This window comes from Sphingomonas sp. CFBP8993 (assembly GCF_034044895.1).
In the GTDB taxonomy this organism is placed as follows: Bacteria; Pseudomonadota; Alphaproteobacteria; order Sphingomonadales; family Sphingomonadaceae; genus Sphingomonas.
This window is the reverse complement of the sequence record NZ_JAXCWU010000007.1, coordinates 109,457-135,341: the sequence shown is the minus strand read 5'-3', so window position 1 is coordinate 135,341 and position 25,885 is coordinate 109,457. Positions and strand designations below refer to the sequence as shown.

The window sequence follows — 25,885 nt, the reverse complement described above, 5'->3', positions numbered from 1 at the left end:
ATACCAGATTACCCCATGATGCCCGTATGACCGCCGCCACCGCCATCCCCCGCCATTACGGCCTCGACTGGTTGCGGGTCGGGGCGTTCGCCATCCTGATCCTGTACCATATCGGCATGGTCTTCGTGCCCTGGGGCTTCCATGTCCAGCTGGCCAGCCTGCCCTGGGTCGCGATCCCGATGCTGGCGAGCAATCCTTGGCGATTGATGCTTCTGTTCGTCGTGTCGGGCTATGCCACCCGCGCGCTGGCGGTGCGGCACCCGACGATCGTCAGCTTCGCGCGCGGGCGCAGCATCCGCCTGCTGGTGCCGCTGCTGTTCGGCATCGGCGTGCTGGTGCCGCCGCAGATCTGGGCCGAGCTGGCGAGCAAATATGGCTATGGCGGCTCCTACCTGTCGTTCTGGCTGCATGACTGGCTGGGCTTTCGCGCGATCGGCGGGGTGGTGCCGACGCCCGCCTGGAATCACCTTTGGTTCGTCGGTTACCTGTGGGTCTATACCATGGCGATCGCGGCGATGCTGGCGCTGGGCCATCGCTGGGCCAGCGCCGCGCAAAGGGCTTTCGACCGGGTGCTGGGCCGCTGGGGCGGCGCGGTGCTGCCGGTCGTCTGGCTGCTGCTGGTCGATATCCGCCTGTTTCCCGGCCAATCGGAGACGCACGGCCTGCTCGACGACTGGCTGGCCCATGCCATTTATCTGCCCGCGCTGCTGTTCGGCTTCGGCATGGCCGGGTCGGAGCGGGTGCTGGACAGTTTCTGCCGGGGATGGCCGGTTGCCGCCGCCATCGCGGTGGCCAGCTACGGGGTCGCGGCCGGGTTGGAGTGGCGCTGGCCGGGTATGGCGGGCGCGCCGCCGGGGCTGGGCATCGTCTTTGCCGGGGCACGCGCGGTGCAGGGCTGGATGGCGGTCGTCGCGCTGATCGGGGTGGCGGAGCGGTTCTGGAATCACGACCACCCATGGCGACCGACCCTGACCGAGGCGGTCTTTCCCTTCTACCTGATCCACCAGACGATCATCATTCTGGTCGCCTTCGCGCTGCATGGCCTGTCACTGCCGCTATGGCTGGACGCGGTCATCCTGATCGCGGCGACGGTGGCGGGGTGCTGGGCCTTCTACCTCGTCGGGCGGCAGGTGCGCTGGCTGCGCCCGCTGATCGGCCTGCGACCGTGAGGGATGGCAGGCAGGCCGCGATCTGATAGGGGCACGGGGCTATTTCCCTGTCCCTGCTGGAGTTTCGCCCATGTCCCCATCCTGGTCGCTGGTCATCCATGGCGGCGCGGGCCGGATCACCCGCGAGGTGCTGAGCCCCGAACAGGATGCGGGCGCGCGGGCCGCGCTCGACGCCGCGCTGGCTGCCGGGTCGGCCATACTGGCCGACGGCGGCACCGCGCTGGACGCGGTCGAGGCCGCGGTGCGCGTGCTGGAGGACGATCCGCACTTCAACGCGGGGCGCGGCGCGTGCTTCACGCGGGACGGCACCAACGAGCTCGACGCCGCGATCATGGATGGGCGCGAGCGGCGGGCGGGGTCGGTCGCGGGGGCCACGCGCACCCGCAATCCGGTGTCGCTGGCACGCGTCGTCATGGAGGCGAGCCCCCACGTCCTGCTGGCCGGGGCGGGCGCGGACCAATTCGCGGTCGAACAGAGGCTGGAGCAGGTCGACCCCGCCTGGTTCCACACCGACGAACGCCGCCGCCAGCTCGACGAGCTGCTGTCGCAGGGCGCCGATGCCTTCGACAGCGACATGAAATACGGCACAGTCGGCGCGGTCGCCTGTGACGCGCAGGGGCATGTCGCCGCCGCGACATCGACCGGGGGCGTGACCGGCAAGCGCTGGGGCCGGATCGGCGACTCCCCGCTGATCGGGGCAGGGACCTTTGCCGACGACCGCGCCTGCGCGGTGTCGTGCACGGGCTCTGGCGAGGTCTTCATCCGCGTCGGCGTCGGGCATGAGATCGCGGCGCGCCGCCGCTTCACCGGCGCGGAGCTCCAGGCCGCCGCCGACACCGTCCTGGCCGAGGTGAAGGATCTGGGCGGCACCGGCGGCACCATCGTCGCCGGACCCGACGGCACCATCGCCTGGAGCATGACGACGGCGGGCATGTATCGCGGCCGCGCCACGTCGGGCGGCGAACACCGGGTGGCGATCTACGCCGACGAAGGATAAAAGGCGGCCCATGAAGCACTTGCGTATCCTCACCGGGATGCTGGCGGGCCTGTTCGCCAGCCTGTTCATCGCCTCCCCCGCCCCCGCCTATTGGGAATATGGCCACGAAACCGTCGCGGCCATCGCCTGGGCCAACATCACGCCGCAGGCGCGGAGCCAGATCCGCCAGATCCTGAAGGCGCAAGCCACGCTCGACACCCCGACCTGCCCGGTGCGCACGATCGAGGAGGCCAGCGTCTGGCCCGATTGCGTGAAGCCGCTGAAGGACGAAAACGGCAAGTCGCGCTTCAGCTATGCCTATGTCTGGCACTATCAGAATATCGACATCTGCCAGCCCTTCCGCCTGCCCCCGGCCTGCGACACCGGCGACTGCGTCTCGGCGCAGATTCCTCGCCAGCTCGCCATCCTGAAGGACAGGCGCGCGGGCGCGAAGGAGCGGGTGATGGCGCTGGCCTTCCTCGTCCATTTCGTCGGCGACCTGCACCAGCCGCTGCATGCGGGGGACAAGAGCGACAAGGGCGGCAACGACACCCATGTCGATTACGGCGTGTACGCGACGCCGCGCCTGAACCTGCATTCGATCTGGGACGGCCTGCTGGCCGAGCGGGCGATCTCCGCCCCGCCCAAGCTCGTCCGCGCCTATCCGGCCGCCGAACAGCGGCGCGAGGCGGCGGGCGACGTGACGGATTGGAGCCGCGAGAACTGGGCCATCGCCAAGCGCGCCTATGCCGCCGCCATGGGGGGCGACCCGTGCCGGCCGACGCCCGCGCATATGAAGATGGATGAAGCCGCGATTCGCGAAATGGCCCCGGTCGAGCGCGAACAAGTGAAGCGCGGCGGCCTGCGGCTGGCGAAACTGCTGAACAGCGCCTTCCGCGGGTAATCGTTCGTACCGAGAAGGCAACGCGCACGCCCGGCGCTTTGCCGCGAAGGCCTGTCCCGTGGCCTTCGACTTCGCTCAGGCTGAACGGGGGCTCGGGACTCGGTTTCGGGACAACCCCATTCCTCCCCAAGCTCTGCTTGGGGAGGGGGACCGCCGCAAAGCGGTGGTGGAGGGGCAAGAACGCAATAGCCTGCCCACACCGATCGCCCTGACGGACGACGCCGCTCAACCCCATACCGTGGACGCGGTCCCCCCTCCCCATCCGAAATGGGGAGGATAAACCCGGTCAGCTCAGGACGACGGTCACCGCACGGCGGTTCTGCGCATAGCTGGCCTCGTCCGAACCCAGCGCGATCGGGCGTTCCTTGCCATAGCTGATGACGTTCATGCGGTCCGCCGACACGCCGCGCGCAGCCAGATAGTTCTTGGCCGCATTCGCCCGGCGATCGCCCAGCGCGAGGTTGTATTCGCGAGTACCGCGCTCGTCGCAATGCCCCTCGATGGTGATGCGGACATTGGGATAGCGCGCCAGCCACTGCGCCTGGTTGTCCAGGATCGCGCGCGCCTCGGGGTCGATGTCATACTGGTCGAGCCCGAAATGGACGGTGTTCGACGTGACCGAACGGCGAAAATCGGCGTCCGAGCCGGGGACGATCGCGCCGTCCGGATTGCCGGTGTTGGCCCCCGCATTGGGATCGACACCGGCATTCTGGTCGACCGGTGCGGGCGGCAGCACGGCGGGCCGCTTCTTCGCGCAGCCGGCGATCGCAAGCGCCATGGTGGCGACGACGAGCGTGGTCTTGATCTTGTTCATCGGACTCTCAACTCCCTCTGGGTTTGTTTCGCCCCCGAAACTTGCGCAGTTGTTCGTTATGGACGCGGGCTCATGGGCGCAGCGGCCCCCAGGCCGGGTCCGATCCGTCGAGCGGGGTCGGAATGCGACGCTCGTTGACGCCGGTCAGGTCGACCATCCACACATCCGCCTTGCCCGACGCCCCTTGCGTCGAACGTTGGAAGGTGATGACGCGGCCATTGGGGGACCAGCTCGGCCCCTCGTCCTGCCAGCTGTTGGTCAACAGCTTTTCGCCGCCGCCCGAGGGGTTCATGATGCCGATGCGGAACGCCCCGCCCAGCTTGGTGAAGGCGATCAGGTCGCCGCGCGGGCTCCAGACCGGGGTCGCATAGCGACCGCCGCCAAAGCTGATCCGCTGCTGGTTCGACCCGTCCGCATTCATGACATAGATTTGCTGCCCGCCCGAGCGATCGCTCTCGAACACGATCTTCGATCCATCAGGCGAATAGCTGCCGCCGGTATCGATGCCGGGCGCGTTGGTCAGCCGCTGTGGCGTGCCCCCTTGCGCCGATACGCGATAAATGTCGGTATTGCCGCCTTGCGCCATCGAGAACAGGATCCAGCGGCCATCGGGCGAGAAGCGCGGCGCGAAGGTCGTCGCGGCATTCTGCACCACCAGCCGCTGGCGTCCCGATCCGATGTCATAGACATAGATGGCGGGCCGCTTGTCGACATAGGACATATAGACGATCGACTGCTGGTTCGGCGCGAAACGCGGGGTCAGCACGATCGACTGGCCGTTCGTCAGGAAGCGGTGGTTCGCCCCGTCCTGGTCCATGATCGCCAGCCGCTTGATACGCCGCCCCTTTGGCCCCGTTTCCGAGACATAGGTCACGCGGCTGTCGAAGTAGGGGCCTTCGCCGGTCAGCTTGGTATAGATGGTGTCGGCGCATTTGTGCGCCGCGCGCCGCCAGTCACCGGGCGAGACGACGAAGCCCTGCCGCGCCAGCTCGCTCTTGGCCAGCACATCGTACAGATAGCAGCCGACGGTCAGCGTGCCGTCGCCATTGGCGCGGACATAACCCTGGACCAGCGCCTGCGCGCCGGTGCCGTTCCAATAGTCGAAGGCGGGCGCGGTCACTTCCGGAAAGGACACGGTGCGCAGCTGCGCCGGGGGGATCGGCGTGAACAGGCCCGAATTGCGCAGGTCGTTGGCGATGATCTGCGACAGCTGCTGCCCGACGACGTCTGTCGTGCCCGCCGGGGTCTGCACCACCGCGCTGGTCGGCATCGCAGGGATCGCGATCGGCATCGGCGCGGAAATGCCGCCCTCGACATCGACGACCAGCCCTTCCTGGCCCGCCGCCGCCGGGGCGGCAGGCTGCTGTTGCCCGGCCGGGGCAGGCGCCTGATCCTGGGGTGCGGGCGCGGGCACGTCCTGCGCGCCGACGGCACTGGCGGCTAACGCCAGGGTGAGCGGAAGAGTCAGCAGGGAACGGGGCATAAGCATCATCCTCAACCCGGAAGTTTGTAGCGCAGCGTGAAATTGCTCCAGCCGCCCGGTACGTCGTAAAGGTCACTGGGCAGCCCGCGCAGCGGCGAGCAACCCTTGAAGGTGGCGATCGCCAGCGCGTCGACGCGGTCGACATAACGATCATTCTCGCCGTCGACGCCGCTATGCCCCATCACGCGCGGCTCGGCGGCCAGGCTGCCGTCGCGGTTCAGCCGCAGGTTCATCGTCACCCGAATCCGCTCCGCCCCCGGGCCCGGCGTGACCTGGCGATTGGCGCAGGGCTGCACCTGACGCAAAATGGCCGAGGCGATGTTGGCCAGTTGCTGCGCGCCGATCCTGGTGGCGGGCGCGGCCTCGGACCTGGACGGCGACGGATCGGCGGACAGGCCCTTCAGGAAATTGTCGCCCAGATGCGATCCGCGCGGCTTGGCCGTGGTCGCGTGTGCGCTGTTGCCGCTGCCGCGCGCGGGCGTCGCAGGCTTCGTCGCCGAGGGCCTGGCCGCCTGGCTGGCCTTGGCGGGAGCGGCGGGTGCGGGCTTGGCCGGTGCGGGTTTCGCAGGCGCAGGCTTGGCGGGTGCCGGTTTGGCGGGGGTCGGCTTGGCAGGCCGGGGCTTGGGCGGCTGGGGCCGGGGCTGCGGCTTTTCCGCCGGTTTGGGCTGCGGGCGCGGCTGGGGCTTAGGTTCCGGGCGCGGCTCGGGCTTGGCCGGTTCGGGTTTCGGCTGGGGCCTGGGCTGCGGTTTCGGCTGCGGTTTCGGCTGCGGTGCCGGGGGCGGCGGTGCGGGTTGGGGCTCGGGTTCGGCCTCCACCGGCTCGGGCGGCGCGGCGTCTTCGGGCGTGCCTTCTTCGGGGGCGATCGACTGGGCGGCCTGCTGGTTGGGGGTCGGCGACGCCGCCTCCAGCGCGACGTCCTTGACCAGCGAGATGTCGATCGGCGTGACCTTCAGCTTCTCCGGGTTCGGCGTCGCCAGAAAGCCGACCGACAACAGGCCGAACAGGACCAGATGCCCCGCGACCGCGATCGCCAGTCCTGTCCGCTCGCCACGCTCCATCAGCGGGTGCCCGCTCCCTGACCCGCGCCCTGGGCTGGCCCGCCCTCGACGGTGACCAGCGACACGCGGTTCAGGCCCGCGCGGTTCAGCTCGCCCATCACCCGCATCACCCGGCCATAGTCGAGCGCCCGGTCGGCGCGCAGATAGACCTGCGGCACCTGTCCGTCGGGACCTTTACGCGCCGCGATGGCGTCCAGCCTGGCGGGCAGGTCGGCCTCGGTGATCTCGTCATCGTTCAGGAACATGCGGCCCTGTTCGTCGATCGCGATCTGTTCGGGCTTCTGCTCCTGGTCCAGCGCCTTGGCGCGGCTGTCGGGCAGGTTCACCGGCACGCCCGTGGTCAGCAGCGGCGCGGTCACCATGAAGATGATCAGCAGCACCAGCATCACGTCGACAAGCGGCGTGACGTTGATGTCCGCCATCGGTGCGCGACGACCCCGGCCGGATCGGGAGGGAAGGTTCATGGCCATCGCCGTTACCCCTTCAACGCGCCTGGTCGAGCTGGCGGCTGAGCGTCGTGTGGAAGCCGTCGGCGAAGCGATTCAGCGACGCCTCGACCCGGTTCACGCCGTGGCTGAAGCGGTTATACGCGATCACCGCCGGGATGGCGGCGAACAGGCCGATCGCGGTGGCGAACAATGCCTCCGAGATGCCCGGCGCGACGACCGCCAGCGAGGTGTTCTGCGCCTGCGCGATGCCGGTGAAGCTGCGCATGATGCCCCAGACGGTGCCGAACAGCCCGACGAACGGCGCGACCGAGCCGACCGTCGCCAGCACGTTCAGCCGGTCCGACAGCTTGTCGATCTCGCCCGCCACGGCCGATCCCATAGCGGTGGCCAGGCGCTCGCGCGTGCCGTCGCGGTCGATATGCCCGCCCGCGGTCGAACGCCGCCATTCCTGTACGCCCGCCGAAAAGACGCGCGCGGAGGGAAGCTCGTTATCCTGCTCCATCCGGTGAAAGGCGTCGATATCCTCGGCCTTCCAGAAATCGCGTTCGAACCGGACCATGCCCTTCTTGGTGCGCGACAGCTTGCGCGAAAAGGCGACGATGATCGTCCAGGTCCACACGCTGGCAAGCAGCAGGCCGATCATCACGAACTTCACCACCCAGTCGGCGTGGATGAACAGCGCGACGGGCGACAAGGAAGCGGCATCCATGTTGAAGACGGGATTCATGGGTGTTGGGTGTCCCCCTGCCAGACAAGGCGTTGGTAGATGGCGATCCAGTCGGCGGGCTGCCGACGCGGGCGACCGTTCGGGCCGACCCACGCGACGGTCACGCGCGCATCGGTCAGCTTGAGCGCGCCGCACCTGACTGTCTGATGAATGACGACGCGCACCGCACTGACCTCGATCAGTCTGGACGTGACGACCAGGTCGTCGTCCAGCCGGGCAGAGGCGGCATAGCGGATGGCGATGTCGGTGACGGCATAGGCGCCCTGCCCCGCTTCGTGCGCGGCGCGCTGGTCGATCCCGGCTGTCCGCAACATGTCGGAGCGCGCGCGCTCCATGTAGCGCAGGTAGTTGGCGTGATAGACCACACCCGACAGGTCGGTATCCTCGAAATAGACACGCACCGCAAAGCGATGCTCATGGCCCTCGAAGCGGCCGCCCTTCGGCTGGTCTTCTCCTGTCACCGTCATGGTGACCGCCCGTTAACCCATCCGCCCGGGGGAAGGAAGGCACTTGCGACGGTGTTACCTATGGGTTACATGATACCTATGGGTTACAGGAGGTCGTGATGAATCTCGTGGAAAAGGCGGAAAAACGCAGTCAAGTGCGAGCGGTGCTATTCTACGCGCTGGCGACGATATTGCTGCTGATGACGATCCTGGCCCTGGCGACACCCGGCGAATCCATGACCCGGCTTCTGCCCTGGCTGCTCGTAATCGGGCTGGCCGCCTTGAACCTCAGCAGCCTCCCGTTCCGCTGGAGCCGGTGTGGACCGGTATCCCGTCTCATGAATGACGAGACGACCAAGGATCACCGGCGATCAAGTTTTGCCGCCGGCTTTTGGGCAATGATCCTGTCGGCGGCGGCGACCATGGTGGTGGCGACCTTCCAACCATTGGGTGCAGCGGCCATGGGCCGAATCACGATCACCGCCGGGCTTGCCGCTGCGCTCATCGCCTTCGCCACGCTGGAGCTGCGTGCCAGCCGATGAACGAGACGCTCGCCAACGACCTGAAGGCCGCGCGCGAGGCCGCCGGGCTGACCCAGGGCGGCCTCGCCGAGGCGATCGGGGTCAGCCGCAAGACGATCAACACGGTGGAGAACGGCGTCTTCCAGCCCTCCACCCTGCTCGCGCTCAAGCTGGGGCGCGCGCTGGGCCGTTCGGTCGAATCGCTGTTCTGGATCGCCGAGTGACCGCGCTTATCGCAGCGCGGTCGGATCGACGCTCAGCGACGGCGGGTTGATGACTGGCGGCGCATAGGGCTTGGCGGCGGGCACCGGCTGGCTGGACAGCACCGGCGAGTTCGGGCTGCGCGGTGCGACCGCCGGATTGGCCTGGGCCGCGATGGTCAACGGCGCGGCGGTCCGCTCGACCGGCACCATCGTGCCATTGCGCCACGCGTCATAGGCGCGGAAGAAGGCGATGAAGGGCGCGTTCAGTCGATCCAGATGGGTCGCTGCGGCGACCTCGAACCCCTCGGCGGGGGCGGTGCTGATGTCGGCCAGCACCTGTTCGGCCGCGACGCAGAAGGTCTTGCGCACCGGGGTGACCGAGAAGAAATTGTACAGCCGCGTCATCGCGTCGTCATAGCGGTCGCGCCAGTCGCCGCCCTTCGACTGATATTCCGCCGAATAGCGCTTTTCCGCCGCCGCCAGCGTGATCCGCTGCACGGTCAGCATGGTGTTGTAGCGCGTGACGATCTGCCCCTCGTCCGCCCCGCGACAGGCCAGCGCGGCGACGTTCAGCGCCGAACGCAGGTGCCAGATGGTCGCGGCACTGGTCAGCGAGCGGTTGGGCGTGTCGTAATTGCCGTCGGACAGCAGGATGGGGATCCGCATTCCCGGCGTGGCGCCCGGCGGCAGCGGCGCCTTGGCATATTGCGGCTGCGGCGCGGGGATCATCACCGGCGGCGGCGCGACCTTGGCCGTTTCCCGCGCGGCGCAGCCCGCCAGCGACAGACCGATCGCGACACCCGATACAACACGCAAACTCGCCATGACCCTGATCCTTGGAAAACCCCGCCCCGGCTCCTGACGCACCTCATGCCGAATCAAGGTTAACACGTCGTAAGCCGTGCGACGAAACGAGCCTTATGTCAGGGGATTGGAAAGAGGATGAAATTCCTCCCCTACAAGGGGAGGGGGACCGCCGCAAAGCGGTGGTGGAGGGGTGTCGCGCTTCTCGAAGGCGGGACACCCCTCCGTCAGGGCTGCGCCCTGCCACCTCCCCTTACAGGGGAGGAATAGAAATCAGGCCGCGCGCGCGACCAGCGCGGCGGCGGCCTCGGTCATCAGTTGCGCCAGGATATCGGCGATCGGCTCTTCCTTCGTGACCATGCCGACCGACTGGCCCGCCATGACCGAGCCATGCTCGACATCGCCGTCGATCACCGCACGGCGCAGCGCCCCGGCCCAGTAATGTTCGATCTGAAGCTGTGCCTCCATCATCGCGACCTTGCCCTCGTCCAGCGACTGGGCGACTTCGCGCTGCTTGGCGGTGAACAGCTCGCCGCCCGCATTCTTGAGCGCGCGGACCGGGATGACCGGCAGGCGCGGATCGATCTGCACGCTCGCCACCGCATCACGGGCCGAGGCGCGGATGAACGCCTTCTTGAAATTGGCGTGCGCGATCGATTCGGTCGCGCAGACGAAGCGCGTGCCGAGCTGTACGCCCGCCGCGCCCATGTCGAGATAGGCGGCGATCGCCTCGCCCCGGCCGATGCCGCCCGCGACGAAGACGGGAAGCTGAGCGGCGATCTCGGGCAGCATCTCCTGCGCCAGCACGCTGGTCGAAACCGGGCCGATATGGCCGCCAGCCTCCATCCCCTCGATCACCAGCGCATCGACGCCCGAGCGGATCAGCTTCTTGGCGAGGCTGAGCGCGGGGGCGAAGCAGATGACCTTGGCCCCCGTCTCCTTGATCGCCTCCAGCGCGCCCTTGGGGGGCAGGCCACCGGCCAGCACGACATGGCCGACCTGGTGACGGCCGCACACCGCGATCAGGTCGAACAGCTGCGGATGCATGGTGATCAGGTTCACGCCGAACGGGCGGCTGGTCATCGCCTTGGTCGCGGCGATCTCGGTATCGAGCAGTTCGGGCGTCATCGCGCCGCACGCGATCACGCCGAAGCCGCCCGCGTTCGACATGGCGGAGACGAGGTTGCGCTCCGACACCCAGGACATGGCGCCCGCCATGATCGCCATCTCGGCGCCCAGGAATTCGGCCCCGCGCGCCATGCGGGTGGCCAGGCGCTGTTCGCCGGTGGTGGTGATATGGGTGTCGGTCATCGCCGCTCCATGCCTTGGGCCGGGGCGGACGGCAAGATTTGGTTCACGCGAAGCCGCGGTGACGCGAAGAAGAATGGGTTCGCGCAGAGGCGCGGAGGGCGCAGAGAGGTTTCCTGCGCGGCAGCACAATCCTCTCTCTAACGATCAGTGATCAAGAAGGGGAAGTGCAGCTGGATACGCCACCTCTGCGCCCTCCGCGCCTCTGCGCGAACCAACTTCCTTAAAACGCTTCGCGTCCTCGCGTCTTCGCACGAACGAAAAGCTCCTCCCCAGACCCGTCCCAGGGAGGAACCGAAAAGTTACGCCGCGTCGGCGTCCAAGCCGTAGGCGGTGTGCAGCACACGCACCGCCAGTTCGGTATAGTCCTCTTCGATCAGCACGCTGACCTTGATCTCCGAGGTGGTGATCGCAAGGATGTTGATGCCGCGCGCGCCCAGCGTCTGGAACATGGTCGACGCCACGCCCGCATGGCTGCGCATGCCGACGCCGACGACCGATATCTTGGCGACGCGGGTGTCGTGGACGAGATTGCCGTAACCGATCTCGCCGCTCGCCTTTTCCAGCACGTCCAGGCTGCGCGCCAGGTCGGCCGAGGGCACGGTGAAGGTCACGTCGGTCGAGCCGGTCGAATGCGCGATGTTCTGGACGATCATGTCCACATTGATCCCCGCATCGGCCAGCGGCGCGAAGATTGCGCCGACCGCGCCGGGGCGATCCGGCACGGCGGTCAGGGTGATCTTGGCTTCGTTCTTGTCATGCGCGATGCCGGTGATGAGCTGGCGTTCCATATCGTCGATTTCCTCTTCGCCCACGATCAACGTGCCGCGATGTCCGTCTTCGTCCCGTGCCTCGTCGAACGAGCTGAGCACGCGAACCCGCACCTGTTCCTTCATCGCCAGACCCACCGAGCGGGTCTGGAGCACCTTGGCGCCGACGCTGGCGAGTTCCAGCATCTCTTCATAGGTGACCTTCGACAGCTTGCGCGCGCGCGGCACGATGCGCGGGTCGGTCGTATAGACGCCGTCGACATCGGTATAGATGTCGCACCGCTCCGCCTTCATCGCCGCCGCGACCGCGACCGCGCTGGTGTCCGATCCGCCGCGACCCAGCGTCGTGACCCGGTTACCCTCGGCCACGCCCTGGAAGCCGGGGATCACCGCGACCACGCCGCTGGCCAGGCTCTGGTCGAGCGCGGTCGTGTCGATCTCGCCGATCCGCGCCTTCGCGAACGCGGTGTCGGTGTGGATCGGCAACTGCCAGCCCAGCCACGAACGGGCGGGGACGCCCATCGCCTGGAGCGTGATCGCCAGCAGGCCGCTGGTGATCTGTTCGCCCGCCGAGACGACGACGTCATATTCCTGGGGATCGTAAAGCGACGAGGCCTCGCGGCAGAAACCGACCAGCCGGTCGGTCTCGCCCGCCATCGCGGAGACGACGACCGCGACCTCATGGCCCGCCTCCACCTCGCGTTTGACCCGCGCCGCCACGTTGCGGATGCGCTCGATTCCGGCCATCGAGGTGCCGCCGAACTTCATCACGATACGGGCCATGCGGTTTTTGCCAATCTCCTTGGGGTAAAACGGCGGTCCTGATAGGTAGCCCCCATGACGAACGCAAGCCATTTGAACGATTCTACCATTATTGGGGCCGAAGCCGCACATTTCGGAAAGATGGCCGCCGAATGGTGGGACCCCAAGGGATCGAGCGCGATGCTGCACCGGCTGAACCCGCCCCGGCTGCGCTATATTCGCGAGCAGATCGACCTGCACTGGGATGCGGACGGCCAAGGATTCACCCCGCTGAAGGGCAAGCGCGCGCTGGATGTCGGGTGCGGCGCGGGGTTGCTCTGCGAACCGCTGGCCCGGCTGGGGGCGGAGGTGACGGGGCTCGACGCCGCGCCGGAGAATGTCGCGGTCGCCGCCGCCCATGCCGCCCAGTCGGGGCTGGAGATCCATTACCGCGCGGGCAGTGTCGAGGGACTGGCGGGCGAAACGTTCGACCTCGTCACTTCGCTGGAGGTGATCGAGCATGTCGCCGATCCGGCGCGATTCGTGCGCGGGCTGGCGGATGCGCTGGCGCCGGGCGGCCTGATGATCCTGTCGACGCCCAACCGCACCCCGCTGTCCAAGTTGGCGCTGATCACGCTGGCCGAGGGGACGGGCAAGATTCCCAAGGGCACGCATGACTGGTCGAAGTTCCTGACGCCTGACGAACTGTCGGCGCTGCTGACCGAGGCCGGGCTGACCGTGCGCGACGTGCGGGGCCTGAGCTTCTCGGCCACCAAGGGGTTCATGGTCAGCGACTCGACCGCGCTCGATTATTTCATCACCGCGACTCGGTAGGCCCCTTCCTCCCCTGCAAGGGGAGGTGGCGGGCCGTAGGCCTGACGGAGGGGTGTCACCCCTCTCGATAGCGGGACACCCCTCCGCCAGCTTCGTGTACGAGCGAGATTGTGCCCCCGGCACAATCTTCGTCTGCCGGGGGCAGACCAAAGCTCGAACACCCCTTCCCCTTGCAGGGGAGGAATGATTCGGACCTTTTCGAATGTCGAGACTTCTGACCAATCGCCCCGCCACCTCGGGCCATCACCGCCTCCTGATCCTGCTCGCCGTCGCGGTCCTCGCCCGCGTGGCAACCTTCGGCAATCCGGTGGTCCATGTGGACGAGGAGTTCTATTTCTTCACCGGCCATTCGATGTGGCAGGGTGCATGGCCCTTCGTCGATGTGTGGGACCGCAAGCCGATCGGGCTGTTCCTGCTCTATGCCGTGCCTGCCGCATTCGGTTTTCCGGCGGGCATCTGGGCCTATCAGGCGATGGCGCTGGCCAGCGTGGTGGCGACCAGCTGGCTGATCGCACGGATGGCCGACCGGCTCGGCTGGGGCGCGGGCGCGACGGCGGCGGGGATCGCCTATATCCTGTGGCTGAACCTGCTCGGCGGACAGGGCGGGCAGGCGCCGGTCTTCTACAATCTGCTGATGATGGGTGCCGCCTGGGCGATCCTCGAATCGGATCGGCTACGACGGCGCAGCATGGGGCTGGTCGCGATGGCGCTGGTCGGCATCGTCCTCCAGATCAAATATTCGGCGGTGTTCGAGGGAGTGGTGTTCGGCCTCTGGCTGCTCGCTTCCGAATGGCGGCGGAGTCGTTCGCCGGTCGCCCTGATCCTGTACGGCGCGGCGCTGGTCGCGGTGTCGCTGCTCCCCACCCTGTTGGCGGCGGGAGTCTATGCGGCGATCGGACAGTGGGACGCCTTTCTCTACGCCAATTTCCTCTCGATCTTCCACCGCAACCCCGATCCGCTGGCCGAGCTGGCGGGCAATCTGGGGCAGATGGTCCTGATCCTCTCGCCGATCGTCACGCTGGCGGTGCTGGGATTGAAGCGGACATGGCGGGCGGATGCTGAAAAGACCTTCCTTGCCATCTGGCTGGGCGCGGGCGTGGTCGGCGTGCTGCTGTTCCGGCCGTGGTTCGACCATTATGGCCTGCCGATCCTGCTCCCCGCCTGCACCGCCGCCGCCGCGATGCTGGGGAGTCGGGACTGGCGGCGGCGCTATACCCCGGCGCTGCTGATCACCGTCGCGCTGGCGGGGCAGATCGTGCTGCTGAGCCTGCGCCATGAGCGCGGCGACGCGACCGAGTTCACCGCCCTGTCCCAGGCGGTCGGCACGGAGCCGGGCTGTCTCTACGTCTATTCGGGCAGCACCATGCTCTATGTCGCGACCCGGCGCTGCGCCCTGTCGCGCTATATCGTCCCCGCGCATCTCAGCCGCGCCCGCGAAGCCGGCGCGACCGGCGTCGACCAGGATAGCGAGATCGCCCGCATCCTGTCGCGACACCCGGCCGTGGTGGTGATGCGCCCGCCCTATAATGGCGAGCGGCCCGCCGCCCATGCCCGTGTGCTGGCGGCGATGGCCGATGGCTATCGGCTGACCGCGAAACTGCCGATGGGCAATGAGACGATCAGCGTCTATAAATCCACGCGATGAAACGCCTTCTCGCCTCGATCCATGACGTATCCCCCCGGTTCGAGGGGGCGGTCGATGCGCTGTTCGACCGGCTGTCGGGCCATCTCGGCGGCCCTCGCCTGGCCATGCTGGTCATCCCCGACCATTGGAACAGCGCACCGATCGCGCCGGGCACGCCCTTTGCCACCCGGCTGCGCGACTGGGCGGACATGGGGATCGAGATGTTCGTCCATGGCTGGTCGCACAAGGACGACATGGTCCACACCGACCAGAAGACCGCGCTGAAGGCGAAGCACATGACGGCGGGCGAAGGCGAATTCGTCGGCCTGGACCGGGCCGAGGCGCTGCGCCGGATGCAACGCGGCACCGCGCTGATCGAGGATATCATCGGCCGCCGGGCGACGGGCTTCATCGCGCCCGCCTGGCTCTATTCGGACGAAGCGCGGCTGGCCTTGGGCGATGCGGGATTCGGGCTGGCGGAGGATCATTTCCGGGTGTGGACCCCGACCGACGGCAGGATCATCGCGCGCGGCCCCGTCGTCACCTGGGCCAGCCGTTCGCGTGGGCGCCAGCTGAGTTCGCTCGCCGCCGCCGCCGTGCTGCGTCACGGCCTGCGCCCGACCCCGGTCGCGCGGGTCGCCGTGCATCCCGGCGACAATGGCGTGCCCGCGCTGCTCGACAGCATCGACAAGACCTATTCGCGGCTGGCGAAGACCCATATCCCGTCGCGCTACGCGGACCTGCTCGCCGCCTGATCAGCGCGCGCCCAGCGTGTGGAGGTAGCGATGCCGTGCCTCCGATCCGCGCGGATACCGGGCGAGTTGCTCGATCTCATCTCGGGTGAGCGCAAACTTGCGATAGCCTTTGCGACCCAGGCATTGTTCGACATCCGCGACCTGAATCCCGTGAAGCAGTCTCTTCTGTCGATCGGGCTTCACCCGCTGCACCGAATCGATCCATGCATCAATGTCGGGCGCACCCGGCATGTTCAGGCCGTTATCAGCCGTCTCGAACCCCCTGATGAACCGCTTGGCCGGTTCGTCCTGCGACACGTCCCGAAAGTAGCCCTGCTTCGCGCACGCGATCGAGTCGGCGCGATACTGGTCGAAACCGACGCCGGGCTTGCCCCAGCTTTCGACGGCTCCGCGTGGTGCGGCCGGGGCCGGGGCGGCGGCACCCAGTAAAAGCAGGGCCAATACGACCCGCATCATGATGCGACCACCGAACGGGCGGCCAGTTGGTGGAGATACCGGTGCCGCGCCTCGGATCCACCCGGATAACGCTTCAACATTTTGACCTCGGCGGCCGACAGGCGGAAGCGGCTATAGCCCCTGGCCGTCAGGCATTGTTCGACATCGCCGACCTGGATCGCATGCAGGAGCCGCTTCTGCCGATCGGGCTGAGTCCGCAATATCGCATCGATCCAGCTTCCAGCCGTCCCACCGCCATTCAGCGCGTTATCGGCAGCCCCAAAACCGGCGATGAAACGCTTGGCGGGTTCGTCCTGCGATACGTCACGGAAATACCCGCTCCTGGCGCATTCCACCGAGTCGGCGCGATACTGGTCGAAACTGACGCCGGGCTTGCCCCAGCTTTCGATCGGAGGACGGTCGGCGGCGCGGGCCGTGCCCGATGCCGCCAGAATGATGCCGATCACGACCGCCACGCCACGACTCATCGACCGTCTCCCATGACATTTTTGTCATGATGACAAATTCTCGAAGCCTGGGAAAGGTCCGCTTCGGCTTTACGCCGCGTCGCGCTGGCGTTCGCCCTCGTTCAGCAGCGCCTGGTAGCGCGCAATCAGGGCCTCGGCGTGATCGCGGTCGCTGAACACCTTGCCCGCCGCCACGCGCGCGGCGTTGCGCAGGACACGCTGGTCGCGCGACAGCAACCGCTCGATCGCCTGGGCACAGGCCGCGCCGTCGCGGGCGCGGAAGGTTTCGGCGAACAGCGGATGGGCGACCTCGGCACACCCGCCATAATCGGGCACGACCAGCGGCAGGCCCGAGGCCAAAGCCTCCGAGGCGACCAGCCCGAACGTCTCGGTCTCGCACCCGTGCACCAGCGCGTCGCAGCTTGCCATGATCCGGGCCAGGCGCGGCCGGTCATAGACCGGGCGGAACAGGCGGATATGCGGGCTTCCGGCGATCCGCTTCTCCAGCGTGCGGCTGGCGACGCCGCCGCCGATCAGGACCAGGCCGACCGGCCGGGTCGAGGCCACCCGCTCGACCGCGTCGATGACCATCGGCCAGCGCTTTTCGGGGTGATGCCGCCCCAGCCCCAGCAGCAGATGCGCGTCCTCGGGCAGCGCGCACTGCGCCAGCAATGCGGCGCGCAGCCGGTCGTCACGGTGATCGGGCGAGAAGAAATGGCGCTCAATGCCCAGCGGAATCCCCTCGTCCACCCGCACGCCGCGCTTGCCCAGGCGCTTGACCAGCGCCGGGCCATTGGACAGCACCAGGTCGTAATGGTCGAGGAAGCGGTTCATGTAGCGGCTGTACCAGCTGAACCAGTCCTCAACCCGCTCCTGCGCGACCAGCCCGTCCAGCCAGCGGACCGGATAGGTGCCGACATTGTCGTTGTGCATGAAGAAGACCTTCTTCGCACGCCCCTGCCAACTGGCGACGAACCAGGCGGGCTTGGCGGGCGAGGAGACTTCGACGATGTCGGGGTCCAGCTCGTCGAGCAGGCGACAGACGGGCGCGCCGTCCCAGAACATGCCGTAATTGGTGTCCAGGATCAGGCGCGGCGCCTTGATATAGATGATCTTGCCGCCGCCCGGACGCTCCTCGACCACGTCCTCGGTGCCGGGGGCGAGCACGATCAGCTCATGGCCCATCTCCGCCAGGATCGACATCTTGCGGTCGATATAGGTTCGCACGCCCCCGCCGGTGGGAGAGTAGAACTCGTTGACGTCGACGATGCGCATCGCCTGTCCTTACTCTACCGGGCCGAAACCGCCCAGCCCCCGCAGATACTGGGCCCGGATCGTCGTCGTCGCCACGCCATTGGGCACGTCGATCAGCGCGGAGGCGAGCGGCGGCTTGCGACGGCCCAGCTTGGTGTTGGCCGGAAAGCCCGCGCCATCGCTCCAGAAGTTGAACTTGTTCTTGCCGTCGCGGTCATGGGTGAAGAGCAGCGCATAGCGGCCGGGGTGCGGCACGCGGATGCACATCTCGACCCGACCGCCGCCCGCCGGCGTCGGCACCTGGACGCGGCGGAACGTCTTGCCCGCACGGACCAGCACGCCGTCGTCCTGAAGGAAATCCTCGTCATTGGCCGGATAGAGTTCCAGCTTCAGATTGCCCTTGCGATCCTTCAGCCCGTCGATCCGGGCCAGGATGGCGGGACCGCCGCCGGTGCAGGCCGCCGCATCGCTGCCCAATATCTGTGCGCCCGCCGCCTGGGGAATCGCCGCCAGTGCCGCCACCGCTACCGTCACCATCTTCATCACGCGAATCATGCGCGTACCTTCCGAACCAGGGCCGCGAGACCGAATCCGGCGATCAACACGACATGCACCAACAGGGTCAGTGCCGCGGTGAACGCGATCAGCTCGCTCAGTTCCTGATCCTGCCCGATCAACAGGATCGCGAAATTGGCGAAAAGAAGGTCCTTGTTAGGCACCAGCGGCAGGCGCGAGACCAGCAGCCGCGCCGCCGACAGGAACAGCCACATGCCCAGCGACACGCTCGGCATCCCGTAATGCCACGCCAGCGCCACCAGCAGCGAGTTGGCGATCAGGCGGATGCAGTGGACCATGAAGACCCACCAGAGCGTCTTGCGGTCGAGCGAGAAGACCCGCCGCGAGAAGATGATGAAGGGCAGCGAGGTCGCCATGACGATCGCGATCGATCCCCAGACCAGCCGCAACTGTTCGGGCGTCAGCAGCTCGCGCCCGACCGGCAGGGCTAGGCCGATCATCAGCAGGGTGATCGCATTGCCCGCGATCGCCGAGAGAATGCCGACGTCCTTGACCGCGCCGAAGGGCGCCGCGACCATCTTCGCATGGGCGCGCGCCCAGGCGTAGAAATAGGCCTCGCCCGAATAGCTGAACGCCACTTCGTTGGCGATCCGCTTGCGGATCAGCGCGGCCATGCCGCTGATCGGGATGCCCCACAACCGCCGGAAGATGATGTAGTCGCCGATCGGCAACGCCATGTAGAGCCCGACGAAGACGATATAGAATAGCGGGTTGCCGGGCACCGAATGGCTCAGCCCGACCAGTCCGCGGCCGAGCAGCTCATGCCCCAGCCCCACGATCATGGCGAGCGTCAGCGCGCCGCCGATGATGGCGGGCAGGCGGTTCTTGACCGTCTTCAACGGCTCCAGCGCAGCCATGTCGCGCGCCACCGGGCCGCTTTCACCGCCCGCTCCGGGAGCCAGGCCGCCAGGCAATGCCTGTTGCGGGGTCATGGGATCATCTCGTTCATTCTGCACGTTAGGGAGATTCCTCGGCGGCGTTCGCCGGTGGCGCCCGCTAACCTCAACACTGCTTTCTCGCACCTGAATAAGAATTCATCTCTGTCGTGCGATTGTGTCCACCTTAGGGCTGATACTGACATAATTGCGCGACAAGCTCCGATTAGCCCTCGTGCCGATCCTTTCCGCCAGCCCTTCGGAGCCTATGCCCGCCGATCACATCCTGACCTATGCGCTCGCGATGCGGGGCGGCGTGGAAGCGGCGCTGGGCCGTATGCTGCAGGGCTGGCTCGACCAGGACCGCCGCGTCACCCTGGTGCTGGGCGACGATGACGGGCAGTTTCAGGGCGGCGTGCCGCACGGCGTGGACATGGTGACGCTGGGCCATCAGCGCTATGGCGGGCTGTGCACCGCGCTGCCCGGCTTGATCGAGCAGGCGCGGCCCGACGTCATCTTCTGTCCGGGCAATCACTATACCGCCATGGCCGCCTGGACGCGGCTGCGCCTCGCCGGCGCCTGCCCGCCGATCGTCGCCAAGATGTCGAACGCGGTCGATCGCGGCGACCAGGCGGGTTGGATGGCCTGGGGCCAGCGGCAATGGCTGGCGGGGCATCGCCACTTCCTGGACGCGCTGGTCGCGATGACCCCGGCGACGGCGCGCGAGGCGCAAGGGGCGACCGGCCTGTCGGTCGCGGTGATCCCCAATCCGCCCAGCGTGCTGCCCGGTTTCGCGTCCAATCGACCGCCGGTGGCGAGCCGCCGCATCCTGGGCGTCGGGCGGCTGGAGCCGCAGAAACGCTGGGACCGGCTGATCACCGCGATGACCCATTTGCCCGAGGATATCGGGCTGACCATCTTGGGCGAGGGTAGCCTGCGTCCCGCGCTGACCGCGCAGATCGAGATATTGGGGCTGTCGCACCGTGTCTCGCTCCCCGGCCACAGCGCCGATGCGCCCGGCGCGATGGCCGCCGCGCCGGTGGTCGCGCTTGCCTCCGACTATGAAGGCGTGCCCGGCGTCCTGCGCGAGGCTCTGGCGGTGGGGACCCCGGTCGTCACCACCGATTCGAGCCCGGCGGTGTATGAGATCGTGACCGATCCGACGCTCGGCACCATCGTCCCGCGTCAGGACGTGCACGCGCTGGCGGCGGCGCTGCGCCATTGGCTCGATCCGGTCGCGCCGCGCCCCGATCCCGTGCCGCAGCCGGGACAGGATTCGGCCGAGCGTTATCTGGCGCTGTTCGATTCGATCGTCGCGGCGCGCGGGCGGCAGGCGCCGATCTGGTCCGAGCCTGAGCGGATGCCGTCAGCCGAGATCGGCTTGGGCGCGCGCGCCGTCGCCGTCGCGCGCCGCCTCGCGCTCCGACCGGCGCTTTAGCGCGGTCTTGACCATCGCGGTCATCGGATCGGCAAGCGCCAGACCCAATATGCCGAACAGCGCGCTCGCCATGATCTGCGTCGACAGGGTCAGCGCCGGTGGCATGTCGACGGTGCGCTTGGCGACCATCGGCACGACGACATAGCCGTCGAAGGTCTGCACCAGCAGATAGGTGCCGATCGCCCAGAAGCCCGTATCCTGCCCGGCCGAAAAGCCGACCGCGATCATCAGCGTGCCGGTGATGATCGCCCCGATATTGGGGATGAAGGCCAGGATGCCCGCGATGATGCCCAGCAGCATCGCCATCGGCACGCCCCCGATCATCAGAGCGATACCGATCAGCACCCCCTCCACCGCCATGCCGAGCAACCGCCCGGCGAGCAGACGGCGCAGCGTGTACATGACGCGGCCTTGCGTGACCGCGAATTCGGCGCGTGCGGAACGCGGCACCACCCATTGCAGGCCGCGCGCATAGCCTTCCGGGTCCATCGCCAGGAACAGGCCGATGACGAGGATCATGACCATCGTCGTGACCGCCCCCACCGCCGTGCCTACCCAGGAGGTGAGCTTGCCGATCGAGCCGACCGACTGTTTCAACAGGCCGTTGATGTCCGAGGTGCCCGGCATGACGCCGTGCGACGACAGCCAGCCGGTGACCTTGCCCGCCTGCGCCTCCAGCGTCGAGCGAAGCTGTGTCACCTGTTGCGCCATCTCGACGCCGGTCAGGTAGAAGGTGCCGAGCAGGAAGGCGACCACCGCCAGCACGACGATCAGCAAGCGCCAGCCGCGCCCGATCGGCAGCACCCGGCCGAGCAGCCGCACACCGCCGTCGAGCAGCGTGGCGAAGACCAGCCCGGCAAAGATCACCAGCAGCGGCTGGACCAGCAGCACCGCCACCGCCATGGCCGCGATCAGCCCCAGCCAGATCGCGGCGCGCGTCAGCTCCCGCCGGACGAACCCCTCGCGAAACTCGATCGGCGCGGGATCGTCGGTTAGCGGGCGCTGCTCGCTCATGATCCGGGCTTTACGGTCGTCGGATGGAGCGAGGTGCCCGCCCGGCCGGAGCGCAGCGAACCCCACCAGGTCAGCGGGTTCAGCGTCGCGTCGCCGTCCAGGCTGAAGGTCACGAATTCGGCGCGACCGCCCAGATTCTCATAGGGAACCGCACCGCCCAGGCCCAGCTCGGCCAGCGAGAAGCGGCTGTCGGCCGAACGATCGCGATTGTCGCCCATCAGGAAGACATGGTCGGCCGGAATGGTGATCGGCCCGTAATTGTCGCCGGGGCTCCAGCCCAGCTCGACCGTGTCGTACCGCCGGTTGTTGGGCAGGGTTTCGGTCACGATCGGCAGGTGGCAGACCCATTGGCCGCTCGCCAGGCGGATCTTCGCCTGGTCGCCATAGTCGGACGCCTTGCACGGGCTGTTCGTGTCGACGGGGATGTCGATATAATGGAGCGGTCCGCGCTCGACCGGCTTGCCGTTCAGGATGACAACGCCGTCGCGCACCTCCAGCCGGTCGCCCGGCAGGCCGATGACCCGCTTGATATAGTCGTTGTGCGTGCCCGGCGGGGTCACGATCACCACGTCGCCACGGGTTGGCAGCGAGCCGAACAGGCGGCCGTGAATGAACGGCAGCTGATAGCTCCAGCTATCCTCCGGCTGGCGCAGGACCACCGACTTGAAGATCGCGATCGGGTTCGGGATGGTCGGCGAGACATAGGACCAGCCATAGGCGAACTTGCTCACCACCAGCCGGTCGCCGACCTGAAGGCCCGGCAGCATCGATTCGGAGGGAATGTAGAAGGGCTTGGCGATGAAGCTGTGGAAACCCAGCACGATCAGCAGCAGCCAGAACAGCCCCTTGACCTCGGACCACCAGTCGGTGCCCTTCTTCCTGGCAGCAGGCGGCGGGGGCGGCGCGGTCACCGATGGGTCGGCCGCCGGCCGTTCGGCGGGCGAGCCCGGATTCGTGTCCAACACCGCGTCCTTCATGCGGAAACTTCCGGTCGTGCCTCGATCACGACAAAGGCCTGCGCCCAGGGGTGATCGTCGGTCATGGTCAAGTGAATATGGGCGACGTGGCCCGGCGGGGTCATCGCGTCAAGCCGTTCGCGCGCGCCGCCGGTCAAAGACAGCGTCGGCGCGCCGCCGGGAAGGTTTACCACGCCGATGTCGCGCATGAACACGCCCTGCGCGAAACCGGTGCCGACCGCCTTGGAAAAGGCCTCCTTGGCGGCGAAGCGCTTGGCATAGGTGCCCGCGCGGGTGAAGGGGCGTCTGGCCGCCTTGGCCTGCTCGATATCGGTGAAGCAGCGCGCCTCGAACCGGCCGCCGTGCCGATCGAGCGCCGTCTGGATGCGCTCGATATTGCAGAGGTCGGAGCCCAGACCGATGATCATGCGATCCTCCCCGATACGGGGAGGGGGACCGTCGCGAAGCGATGGTGGAGGGGGCTCTCCACCACGCGGGTCATCTGGGGCGCCCCCCCACCACCAGCCTGCGGCTGGTCCCCCTCCCCGTGCCGGGGAGGATTCACCGCGCCAGGTCCATCGCGGCGCGCATCTTGCGCACCACTTCGGGCAGGCCGACGAACACCGCATCGGCGATCAGGAAATGCCCGATGTTCAGCTCACGCACCTGCGGGATCGCCGCGATGGGCGTGACATTGTCATAGGTCAGGCCGTGGCCCGCATGAACCTCGATCCCGTTCTTCGCCGCCAGCGCCGCCGCGTCGGACAGGCGGCGCAGTTCGTCGGTACGCGCCTCGCCGTCCAGTTCGGCATAGCGGCCGGTGTGCAGCTCGACCACCGGCACGCGCAAGGACAGCGCCGCCTCGATCTGGCGGGGATCGGGTTCGATGAACAACGAGACGCGGATGCCCGCCTCGCCCAGCTCGGCCACCATGGGCGCCAGCCACTCGCGCTGCCCGGCAGCATCCAGCCCGCCCTCGGTCGTGCGCTCCTCGCGCTTTTCGGGGACGATGCAGGCGGCGTGGGGGCGATGCTTCAGCGCGATGGCGAGCATCTCCTCGGTCGCCGCCATCTCCAGGTTGAGCGGCACGGTCAGCTCGGCGGACAGCCGCGCGATGTCATCGTCGGTGATGTGCCGCCGATCCTCGCGCAGATGCGCGGTGATACCGTCCGCCCCCGCCTGCGCCGCGACCAGCGCCGCCTGGACAGGATCGGGATAGCCCGCGCCGCGCGCATTCCGCACGGTCGCGACATGGTCGATATTGACGCCCAGGCGCAGATGCTCGGTCATGCCGCCGCGCGGCTCCCCGGCTTGATCGCAGGGATGGCCGCCAGCTCGGGGGGCAGGTCGTCGGGGCTGTAGCTCGGCACGTCGAGCCGGATCAGCGGGAAGAACGGCACGCCCAGATCGGCCGCCCCGTTCGAGCGATCGACCAGCGAGGCGGCGGCGATCGTCTCGCCGCCCTCGCGCGCGATGGCGGCGATCGCCTCGCGGCTGGACAGGCCGGTCGTGACCACGTCTTCCATCATCAGCACCTTCTGCCCCTGCTCCAGCCGGAAGCCGCGGCGCAGGTGGAAGGTTCCCTCGGGCCGCTCCAGGAACATGCCGGGCACGCCCAGCGCGCGCGCCATCTCGTGGCCGACGATGACGCCACCCATGGCGGGGGCGACGACGGCGCTGATCTGGTCGCGGATGTCCGCCGGAATCTTGGCGGCGACCGCCTCGCACAGGCGGGCGGCGCGCGCCGGGTCCATCAGGACGCGCGCGCATTGCAGGTAACGCGGGCTGCGCAGGCCCGACGAGAGGATGAAATGCCCTTCGAGCAGCGCCTCGGCGGCGCGGAACTCGGCGAGGACGTCTTCATCGGTCATGGGGCAACTCCGGCATCGGTCAGATGACCCGGCCTCATAGGATCGCCCCAGCGTGGGCGCAATCTGGCATGTTGCGCTCTAGGGTTGAGGGGGCGAAGACCCGTGCTATAGTCCGCCTAACAAAAACGACATGACGCCCCGCCCCAAGACCGTCGGACGACCGATGGACGGGCGAGGGAGATGGGAGACGAGAGCGGGATGAGCGAGGTCAAGCGCATGTCCGGACCCCGGAGGATGAGGATGCCGAAACGGATGAAGGCGCTGGCGATCGCCGCCGGGCTGGGCTGCGCCGCGCTGTCGGGAGCGGCCTTCGCGACTCCGACCGCTGCCCCGGCCCCCGCGCCGCAAACCGCCGCCGAACCGGCGGGGGTGTCCAACACCGCCCCGACCACCGCTGCCGCCCCGGCGACTGCCGCGCCCACCAGCCCGCTGCTGGCGCAGGACGGTGCCCCCGCGATCACCATCGATCCCAAGGTCGGCCTGCCGATCAGCGGCAAGATCGGGCTCCAGCCGCAGGTGACGAAGAACGGCGAGTTCGCGCACTGGATGCACAACGATGTGCTGATGCCGGTCATCACCATCATCTGCGTCCTCGTCCTCCTGCTGCTCGCCTGGGTGGTGTTCCGCTTCAACCGCCGCGCCAATCCGGTCGCGTCGAAGACCAGCCACAACACCTTCGTCGAAGTGCTGTGGACGCTGGGCCCGGTGGTCGTGCTGGTCGCCATCGCCATTCCGTCGATCGGTCTGCTCCAGGCGCAGTTCAAGCCCGCGCCCGCCGGGGCCGTGACGCTGAAGGCGATCGGCAACCAGTGGTACTGGACCTATCAATATCCGGATCATGGCGGCATCGAGATCACCGCCAACATGCTGAAGGAAAAGGACCAGGTATCGCCCGGTGAGCGCGCGCGCACCGATGTCGACGGCCCGCGCCTGCTGGCGGTGGACAATCGCATCGTCCTGCCGGTCGGCGTGCCGATCCGCCTGATCACCACCTCGAACGACGTCATCCACAGCTGGGCGATCCCGGCCTTCTGGATGAAGCTGGACGCGGTACCCGGCCGGTTGAACGAGACGAGCTTCACCATCGAGAAGCCCGGCCTGTATTTCGGCCAGTGTTCCGAGCTGTGCGGCGCACGCCATGCCTTCATGCCGATCGCGGTGCAGGCGGTGTCCCCGGCGCAGTTCGCCGCCTGGGTCGCGGCCAAGGGCGGCAAGATGCCGGGTTCGGCGGCCCCCTCCTCCTCGGTCATCCCGCAGCCGGGCGCCGAAGGATCGGCCGCCGAGGCGACCCAGGCCAATGCCGCCGAGGCGGTGACGGGTCCGGCGGACAACGCCTCGACGCCCGCCCAGTCTCCCACCTCCGCGCAGGGCGCCACCGCCAATCCGGCCGGCCCCGGCAACGCTGGACAATAA

At 67.9% G+C, this 25,885-nt stretch carries 29 protein-coding genes; 10 read left to right on the top strand and 19 right to left on the bottom strand.

Translation table 11 applies throughout. The annotated features are described in order from the left end of the window. Positions 1–26: 26 nt before the first annotated feature. The 3 genes from SOM26_RS15665 to SOM26_RS15655 all read left to right on the top strand — a co-directional run bounded on the left by SOM26_RS15665 (position 27) and on the right by SOM26_RS15655 (position 3,049). The gene (locus tag SOM26_RS15665; protein ID WP_320453645.1) at positions 27–1,169 is read left to right on the top strand and encodes an acyltransferase family protein; all 1,143 of its coding nucleotides are present in this window, start codon (positions 27–29) and stop codon (positions 1,167–1,169) included. 70 nt (positions 1,170–1,239) lie between these two features. Beyond that, positions 1,240–2,166, top strand: coding sequence for an isoaspartyl peptidase/L-asparaginase family protein (locus SOM26_RS15660; protein ID WP_320453644.1), 927 nt, complete (start codon positions 1,240–1,242; stop codon positions 2,164–2,166). Between the two features lie 10 nt (positions 2,167–2,176). Continuing rightward, a complete protein-coding gene (locus tag SOM26_RS15655) occupies positions 2,177–3,049 on the top strand; it encodes a S1/P1 nuclease (protein ID WP_320453643.1) in 873 nt (290 codons plus the stop codon). 286 nt (positions 3,050–3,335) lie between these two features. On the opposite strand, the gene pal is transcribed toward SOM26_RS15655, so the two are convergent. The 6 genes from pal to SOM26_RS15625 form a co-directional block, all read right to left on the bottom strand. Continuing rightward, positions 3,336–3,863 carry a peptidoglycan-associated lipoprotein Pal gene (gene pal / locus SOM26_RS15650; RefSeq protein WP_320453642.1) on the bottom strand — a complete coding sequence of 176 codons (528 nt, stop codon included), beginning with the start codon at positions 3,861–3,863 and terminating at the stop codon, positions 3,336–3,338. A 70-nt stretch (positions 3,864–3,933) separates the two neighbouring features. After that, complete coding sequence (gene tolB, locus SOM26_RS15645) at positions 3,934–5,346, bottom strand: Tol-Pal system beta propeller repeat protein TolB (protein WP_320453641.1); 1,413 nt, start codon at positions 5,344–5,346, stop codon at positions 3,934–3,936. An 11-nt stretch (positions 5,347–5,357) separates the two neighbouring features. Continuing rightward, a complete protein-coding gene (gene tolA, locus SOM26_RS15640) occupies positions 5,358–6,404 on the bottom strand; it encodes a cell envelope integrity protein TolA (protein ID WP_320453640.1) in 1,047 nt (348 codons plus the stop codon). Beyond that, entirely contained in the window at positions 6,404–6,874 is a 471-nt protein-coding gene (gene tolR / locus SOM26_RS15635; RefSeq protein ID WP_320453639.1) for a protein TolR, read from the bottom strand. Before tolR ends, tolA begins: the two co-directional genes overlap by 1 nt. A gap of 13 nt (positions 6,875–6,887) precedes the next feature. Then, complete coding sequence (tolQ, locus tag SOM26_RS15630) at positions 6,888–7,580, bottom strand: protein TolQ (RefSeq protein WP_320453638.1); 693 nt, start codon at positions 7,578–7,580, stop codon at positions 6,888–6,890. Then, the gene (locus tag SOM26_RS15625) at positions 7,577–8,047 is read right to left on the bottom strand and encodes a YbgC/FadM family acyl-CoA thioesterase (RefSeq protein ID WP_320453637.1); all 471 of its coding nucleotides are present in this window, start codon (positions 8,045–8,047) and stop codon (positions 7,577–7,579) included. The genes tolQ and SOM26_RS15625 overlap by 4 nt, the downstream gene beginning before the upstream one ends. Positions 8,048–8,145: 98 nt before the next feature. Here SOM26_RS15625 and SOM26_RS15620 point away from each other — a divergent pair, with 98 nt between their 5' ends. After that, entirely contained in the window at positions 8,146–8,568 is a 423-nt protein-coding gene (locus SOM26_RS15620) for a hypothetical protein (RefSeq protein WP_320453636.1), read from the top strand. Further along, a complete protein-coding gene (locus SOM26_RS15615; protein WP_320453635.1) occupies positions 8,565–8,771 on the top strand; it encodes a helix-turn-helix transcriptional regulator in 207 nt (68 codons plus the stop codon). The genes SOM26_RS15620 and SOM26_RS15615 overlap by 4 nt, the downstream gene beginning before the upstream one ends. A gap of 6 nt (positions 8,772–8,777) precedes the next feature. Here SOM26_RS15615 and SOM26_RS15610 read toward each other — a convergent pair whose 3' ends face one another. The 3 genes from SOM26_RS15610 to SOM26_RS15600 form a co-directional block, all read right to left on the bottom strand. Beyond that, positions 8,778–9,575 (bottom strand): hypothetical protein, encoded by a 798-nt coding sequence (locus SOM26_RS15610; protein WP_320453634.1) that lies wholly within the window; start codon positions 9,573–9,575, stop codon positions 8,778–8,780. A 252-nt stretch (positions 9,576–9,827) separates the two neighbouring features. Beyond that, complete coding sequence (locus SOM26_RS15605; protein ID WP_475527929.1) at positions 9,828–10,814, bottom strand: NAD(P)H-dependent flavin oxidoreductase; 987 nt, start codon at positions 10,812–10,814, stop codon at positions 9,828–9,830. A 350-nt stretch (positions 10,815–11,164) separates the two neighbouring features. Next, positions 11,165–12,415, bottom strand: a complete 1,251-nt coding sequence (locus SOM26_RS15600) for an aspartate kinase (protein ID WP_320453632.1) — start codon at positions 12,413–12,415, stop codon at positions 11,165–11,167. 54 nt (positions 12,416–12,469) lie between these two features. Between SOM26_RS15600 and ubiG the strand changes: the two genes are divergently transcribed. The 3 genes from ubiG (at position 12,470) to SOM26_RS15585 (ending at position 15,586) form a co-directional block, all read left to right on the top strand. Beyond that, the gene (gene ubiG / locus SOM26_RS15595; RefSeq protein ID WP_320453631.1) at positions 12,470–13,207 is read left to right on the top strand and encodes a bifunctional 2-polyprenyl-6-hydroxyphenol methylase/3-demethylubiquinol 3-O-methyltransferase UbiG; all 738 of its coding nucleotides are present in this window, start codon (positions 12,470–12,472) and stop codon (positions 13,205–13,207) included. A 202-nt stretch (positions 13,208–13,409) separates the two neighbouring features. Next, positions 13,410–14,852 (top strand): glycosyltransferase family protein, encoded by a 1,443-nt coding sequence (locus tag SOM26_RS15590; RefSeq protein ID WP_320453630.1) that lies wholly within the window; start codon positions 13,410–13,412, stop codon positions 14,850–14,852. Beyond that, a complete protein-coding gene (locus tag SOM26_RS15585; RefSeq protein WP_320453629.1) occupies positions 14,849–15,586 on the top strand; it encodes a DUF2334 domain-containing protein in 738 nt (245 codons plus the stop codon). The genes SOM26_RS15590 and SOM26_RS15585 overlap by 4 nt, the downstream gene beginning before the upstream one ends. Here SOM26_RS15585 and SOM26_RS15580 read toward each other — a convergent pair whose 3' ends face one another. The 5 genes from SOM26_RS15580 to SOM26_RS15560 all read right to left on the bottom strand — a co-directional run bounded on the left by SOM26_RS15580 (position 15,587) and on the right by SOM26_RS15560 (position 19,250). Next, positions 15,587–16,027 carry a hypothetical protein gene (locus tag SOM26_RS15580; RefSeq protein ID WP_320453628.1) on the bottom strand — a complete coding sequence of 147 codons (441 nt, stop codon included), beginning with the start codon at positions 16,025–16,027 and terminating at the stop codon, positions 15,587–15,589. An 11-nt stretch (positions 16,028–16,038) separates the two neighbouring features. After that, entirely contained in the window at positions 16,039–16,509 is a 471-nt protein-coding gene (locus SOM26_RS15575; RefSeq protein WP_320453627.1) for a hypothetical protein, read from the bottom strand. A gap of 69 nt (positions 16,510–16,578) precedes the next feature. Next, positions 16,579–17,763, bottom strand: a complete 1,185-nt coding sequence (locus SOM26_RS15570; RefSeq protein WP_320453626.1) for a glycosyltransferase — start codon at positions 17,761–17,763, stop codon at positions 16,579–16,581. Between the two features lie 9 nt (positions 17,764–17,772). After that, complete coding sequence (locus tag SOM26_RS15565; RefSeq protein WP_414712076.1) at positions 17,773–18,297, bottom strand: DUF2141 domain-containing protein; 525 nt, start codon at positions 18,295–18,297, stop codon at positions 17,773–17,775. Further along, positions 18,294–19,250: a hypothetical protein gene (locus SOM26_RS15560; RefSeq protein WP_320453625.1), complete on the bottom strand. Its 957-nt coding sequence runs from the start codon at positions 19,248–19,250 to the stop codon at positions 18,294–18,296. Before SOM26_RS15560 ends, SOM26_RS15565 begins: the two co-directional genes overlap by 4 nt. 211 nt (positions 19,251–19,461) lie before the next feature. On the opposite strand from SOM26_RS15560, the gene SOM26_RS15555 reads away from it, so the two are divergent. Further along, a complete protein-coding gene (locus tag SOM26_RS15555) occupies positions 19,462–20,631 on the top strand; it encodes a glycosyltransferase (RefSeq protein WP_320453624.1) in 1,170 nt (389 codons plus the stop codon). Here the strand turns inward: SOM26_RS15555 and SOM26_RS15550 are convergent. From SOM26_RS15550 to pyrE, 5 genes are all read right to left on the bottom strand, one after another. Next, a complete protein-coding gene (locus tag SOM26_RS15550; RefSeq protein WP_320453623.1) occupies positions 20,560–21,645 on the bottom strand; it encodes an AI-2E family transporter in 1,086 nt (361 codons plus the stop codon). The genes SOM26_RS15555 and SOM26_RS15550 overlap by 72 nt on opposite strands. Then, positions 21,642–22,622 (bottom strand): signal peptidase I, encoded by a 981-nt coding sequence (gene lepB, locus SOM26_RS15545; protein WP_320453622.1) that lies wholly within the window; start codon positions 22,620–22,622, stop codon positions 21,642–21,644. Before lepB ends, SOM26_RS15550 begins: the two co-directional genes overlap by 4 nt. Then, entirely contained in the window at positions 22,619–23,029 is a 411-nt protein-coding gene (acpS, locus tag SOM26_RS15540) for a holo-ACP synthase (protein WP_320453621.1), read from the bottom strand. The genes lepB and acpS overlap by 4 nt, the downstream gene beginning before the upstream one ends. Before the next feature lie 133 nt (positions 23,030–23,162). Continuing rightward, on the bottom strand, positions 23,163–23,891 hold the full coding sequence (locus SOM26_RS15535) for a pyridoxine 5'-phosphate synthase (protein ID WP_320453620.1): 729 nt from the start codon (positions 23,889–23,891) through the stop codon (positions 23,163–23,165). After that, positions 23,888–24,472 (bottom strand): orotate phosphoribosyltransferase, encoded by a 585-nt coding sequence (gene pyrE, locus SOM26_RS15530; protein ID WP_320453619.1) that lies wholly within the window; start codon positions 24,470–24,472, stop codon positions 23,888–23,890. The genes SOM26_RS15535 and pyrE overlap by 4 nt, the downstream gene beginning before the upstream one ends. 240 nt (positions 24,473–24,712) lie before the next feature. On the opposite strand from pyrE, the gene coxB reads away from it, so the two are divergent. Further along, complete coding sequence (gene coxB / locus SOM26_RS15525; protein WP_414712075.1) at positions 24,713–25,885, top strand: cytochrome c oxidase subunit II; 1,173 nt, start codon at positions 24,713–24,715, stop codon at positions 25,883–25,885.

What these genes read in the sequence shown, in the direction of transcription:
- SOM26_RS15665 (WP_320453645.1), top strand. Translation starts at nt 27, where the DNA reads ATGACCGCCGCCACCGCCATCCCCCGCCATTACGGCCTCGACTGGTTG.
- SOM26_RS15660 (WP_320453644.1), top strand. Translation starts at nt 1,240, where the DNA reads ATGTCCCCATCCTGGTCGCTGGTCATCCATGGCGGCGCGGGCCGGATC.
- SOM26_RS15655 (WP_320453643.1), top strand. Translation starts at nt 2,177, where the DNA reads ATGAAGCACTTGCGTATCCTCACCGGGATGCTGGCGGGCCTGTTCGCC.
- pal (WP_320453642.1), bottom strand. Translation starts at nt 3,863, where the DNA reads ATGAACAAGATCAAGACCACGCTCGTCGTCGCCACCATGGCGCTTGCG.
- tolB (WP_320453641.1), bottom strand. Translation starts at nt 5,346, where the DNA reads ATGCCCCGTTCCCTGCTGACTCTTCCGCTCACCCTGGCGTTAGCCGCC.
- tolA (WP_320453640.1), bottom strand. Translation starts at nt 6,404, where the DNA reads ATGGAGCGTGGCGAGCGGACAGGACTGGCGATCGCGGTCGCGGGGCAT.
- tolR (WP_320453639.1), bottom strand. Translation starts at nt 6,874, where the DNA reads ATGGCCATGAACCTTCCCTCCCGATCCGGCCGGGGTCGTCGCGCACCG.
- tolQ (WP_320453638.1), bottom strand. Translation starts at nt 7,580, where the DNA reads ATGAATCCCGTCTTCAACATGGATGCCGCTTCCTTGTCGCCCGTCGCG.
- SOM26_RS15625 (WP_320453637.1), bottom strand. Translation starts at nt 8,047, where the DNA reads ATGACGGTGACAGGAGAAGACCAGCCGAAGGGCGGCCGCTTCGAGGGC.
- SOM26_RS15620 (WP_320453636.1), top strand. Translation starts at nt 8,146, where the DNA reads ATGAATCTCGTGGAAAAGGCGGAAAAACGCAGTCAAGTGCGAGCGGTG.
- SOM26_RS15615 (WP_320453635.1), top strand. Translation starts at nt 8,565, where the DNA reads ATGAACGAGACGCTCGCCAACGACCTGAAGGCCGCGCGCGAGGCCGCC.
- SOM26_RS15610 (WP_320453634.1), bottom strand. Translation starts at nt 9,575, where the DNA reads ATGGCGAGTTTGCGTGTTGTATCGGGTGTCGCGATCGGTCTGTCGCTG.
- SOM26_RS15605 (WP_475527929.1), bottom strand. Translation starts at nt 10,814, where the DNA reads ATGGCGCGCGGGGCCGAATTCCTGGGCGCCGAGATGGCGATCATGGCG.
- SOM26_RS15600 (WP_320453632.1), bottom strand. Translation starts at nt 12,415, where the DNA reads ATGGCCCGTATCGTGATGAAGTTCGGCGGCACCTCGATGGCCGGAATC.
- ubiG (WP_320453631.1), top strand. Translation starts at nt 12,470, where the DNA reads ATGACGAACGCAAGCCATTTGAACGATTCTACCATTATTGGGGCCGAA.
- SOM26_RS15590 (WP_320453630.1), top strand. Translation starts at nt 13,410, where the DNA reads ATGTCGAGACTTCTGACCAATCGCCCCGCCACCTCGGGCCATCACCGC.
- SOM26_RS15585 (WP_320453629.1), top strand. Translation starts at nt 14,849, where the DNA reads ATGAAACGCCTTCTCGCCTCGATCCATGACGTATCCCCCCGGTTCGAG.
- SOM26_RS15575 (WP_320453627.1), bottom strand. Translation starts at nt 16,509, where the DNA reads ATGAGTCGTGGCGTGGCGGTCGTGATCGGCATCATTCTGGCGGCATCG.
- SOM26_RS15570 (WP_320453626.1), bottom strand. Translation starts at nt 17,763, where the DNA reads ATGCGCATCGTCGACGTCAACGAGTTCTACTCTCCCACCGGCGGGGGC.
- SOM26_RS15565 (WP_414712076.1), bottom strand. Translation starts at nt 18,297, where the DNA reads ATGATTCGCGTGATGAAGATGGTGACGGTAGCGGTGGCGGCACTGGCG.
- SOM26_RS15560 (WP_320453625.1), bottom strand. Translation starts at nt 19,250, where the DNA reads ATGACCCCGCAACAGGCATTGCCTGGCGGCCTGGCTCCCGGAGCGGGC.
- SOM26_RS15555 (WP_320453624.1), top strand. Translation starts at nt 19,462, where the DNA reads ATGCCCGCCGATCACATCCTGACCTATGCGCTCGCGATGCGGGGCGGC.
- SOM26_RS15550 (WP_320453623.1), bottom strand. Translation starts at nt 21,645, where the DNA reads ATGAGCGAGCAGCGCCCGCTAACCGACGATCCCGCGCCGATCGAGTTT.
- lepB (WP_320453622.1), bottom strand. Translation starts at nt 22,622, where the DNA reads ATGAAGGACGCGGTGTTGGACACGAATCCGGGCTCGCCCGCCGAACGG.
- acpS (WP_320453621.1), bottom strand. Translation starts at nt 23,029, where the DNA reads ATGATCATCGGTCTGGGCTCCGACCTCTGCAATATCGAGCGCATCCAG.
- SOM26_RS15535 (WP_320453620.1), bottom strand. Translation starts at nt 23,891, where the DNA reads ATGACCGAGCATCTGCGCCTGGGCGTCAATATCGACCATGTCGCGACC.
- pyrE (WP_320453619.1), bottom strand. Translation starts at nt 24,472, where the DNA reads ATGACCGATGAAGACGTCCTCGCCGAGTTCCGCGCCGCCGAGGCGCTG.
- coxB (WP_414712075.1), top strand. Translation starts at nt 24,713, where the DNA reads ATGCCGAAACGGATGAAGGCGCTGGCGATCGCCGCCGGGCTGGGCTGC.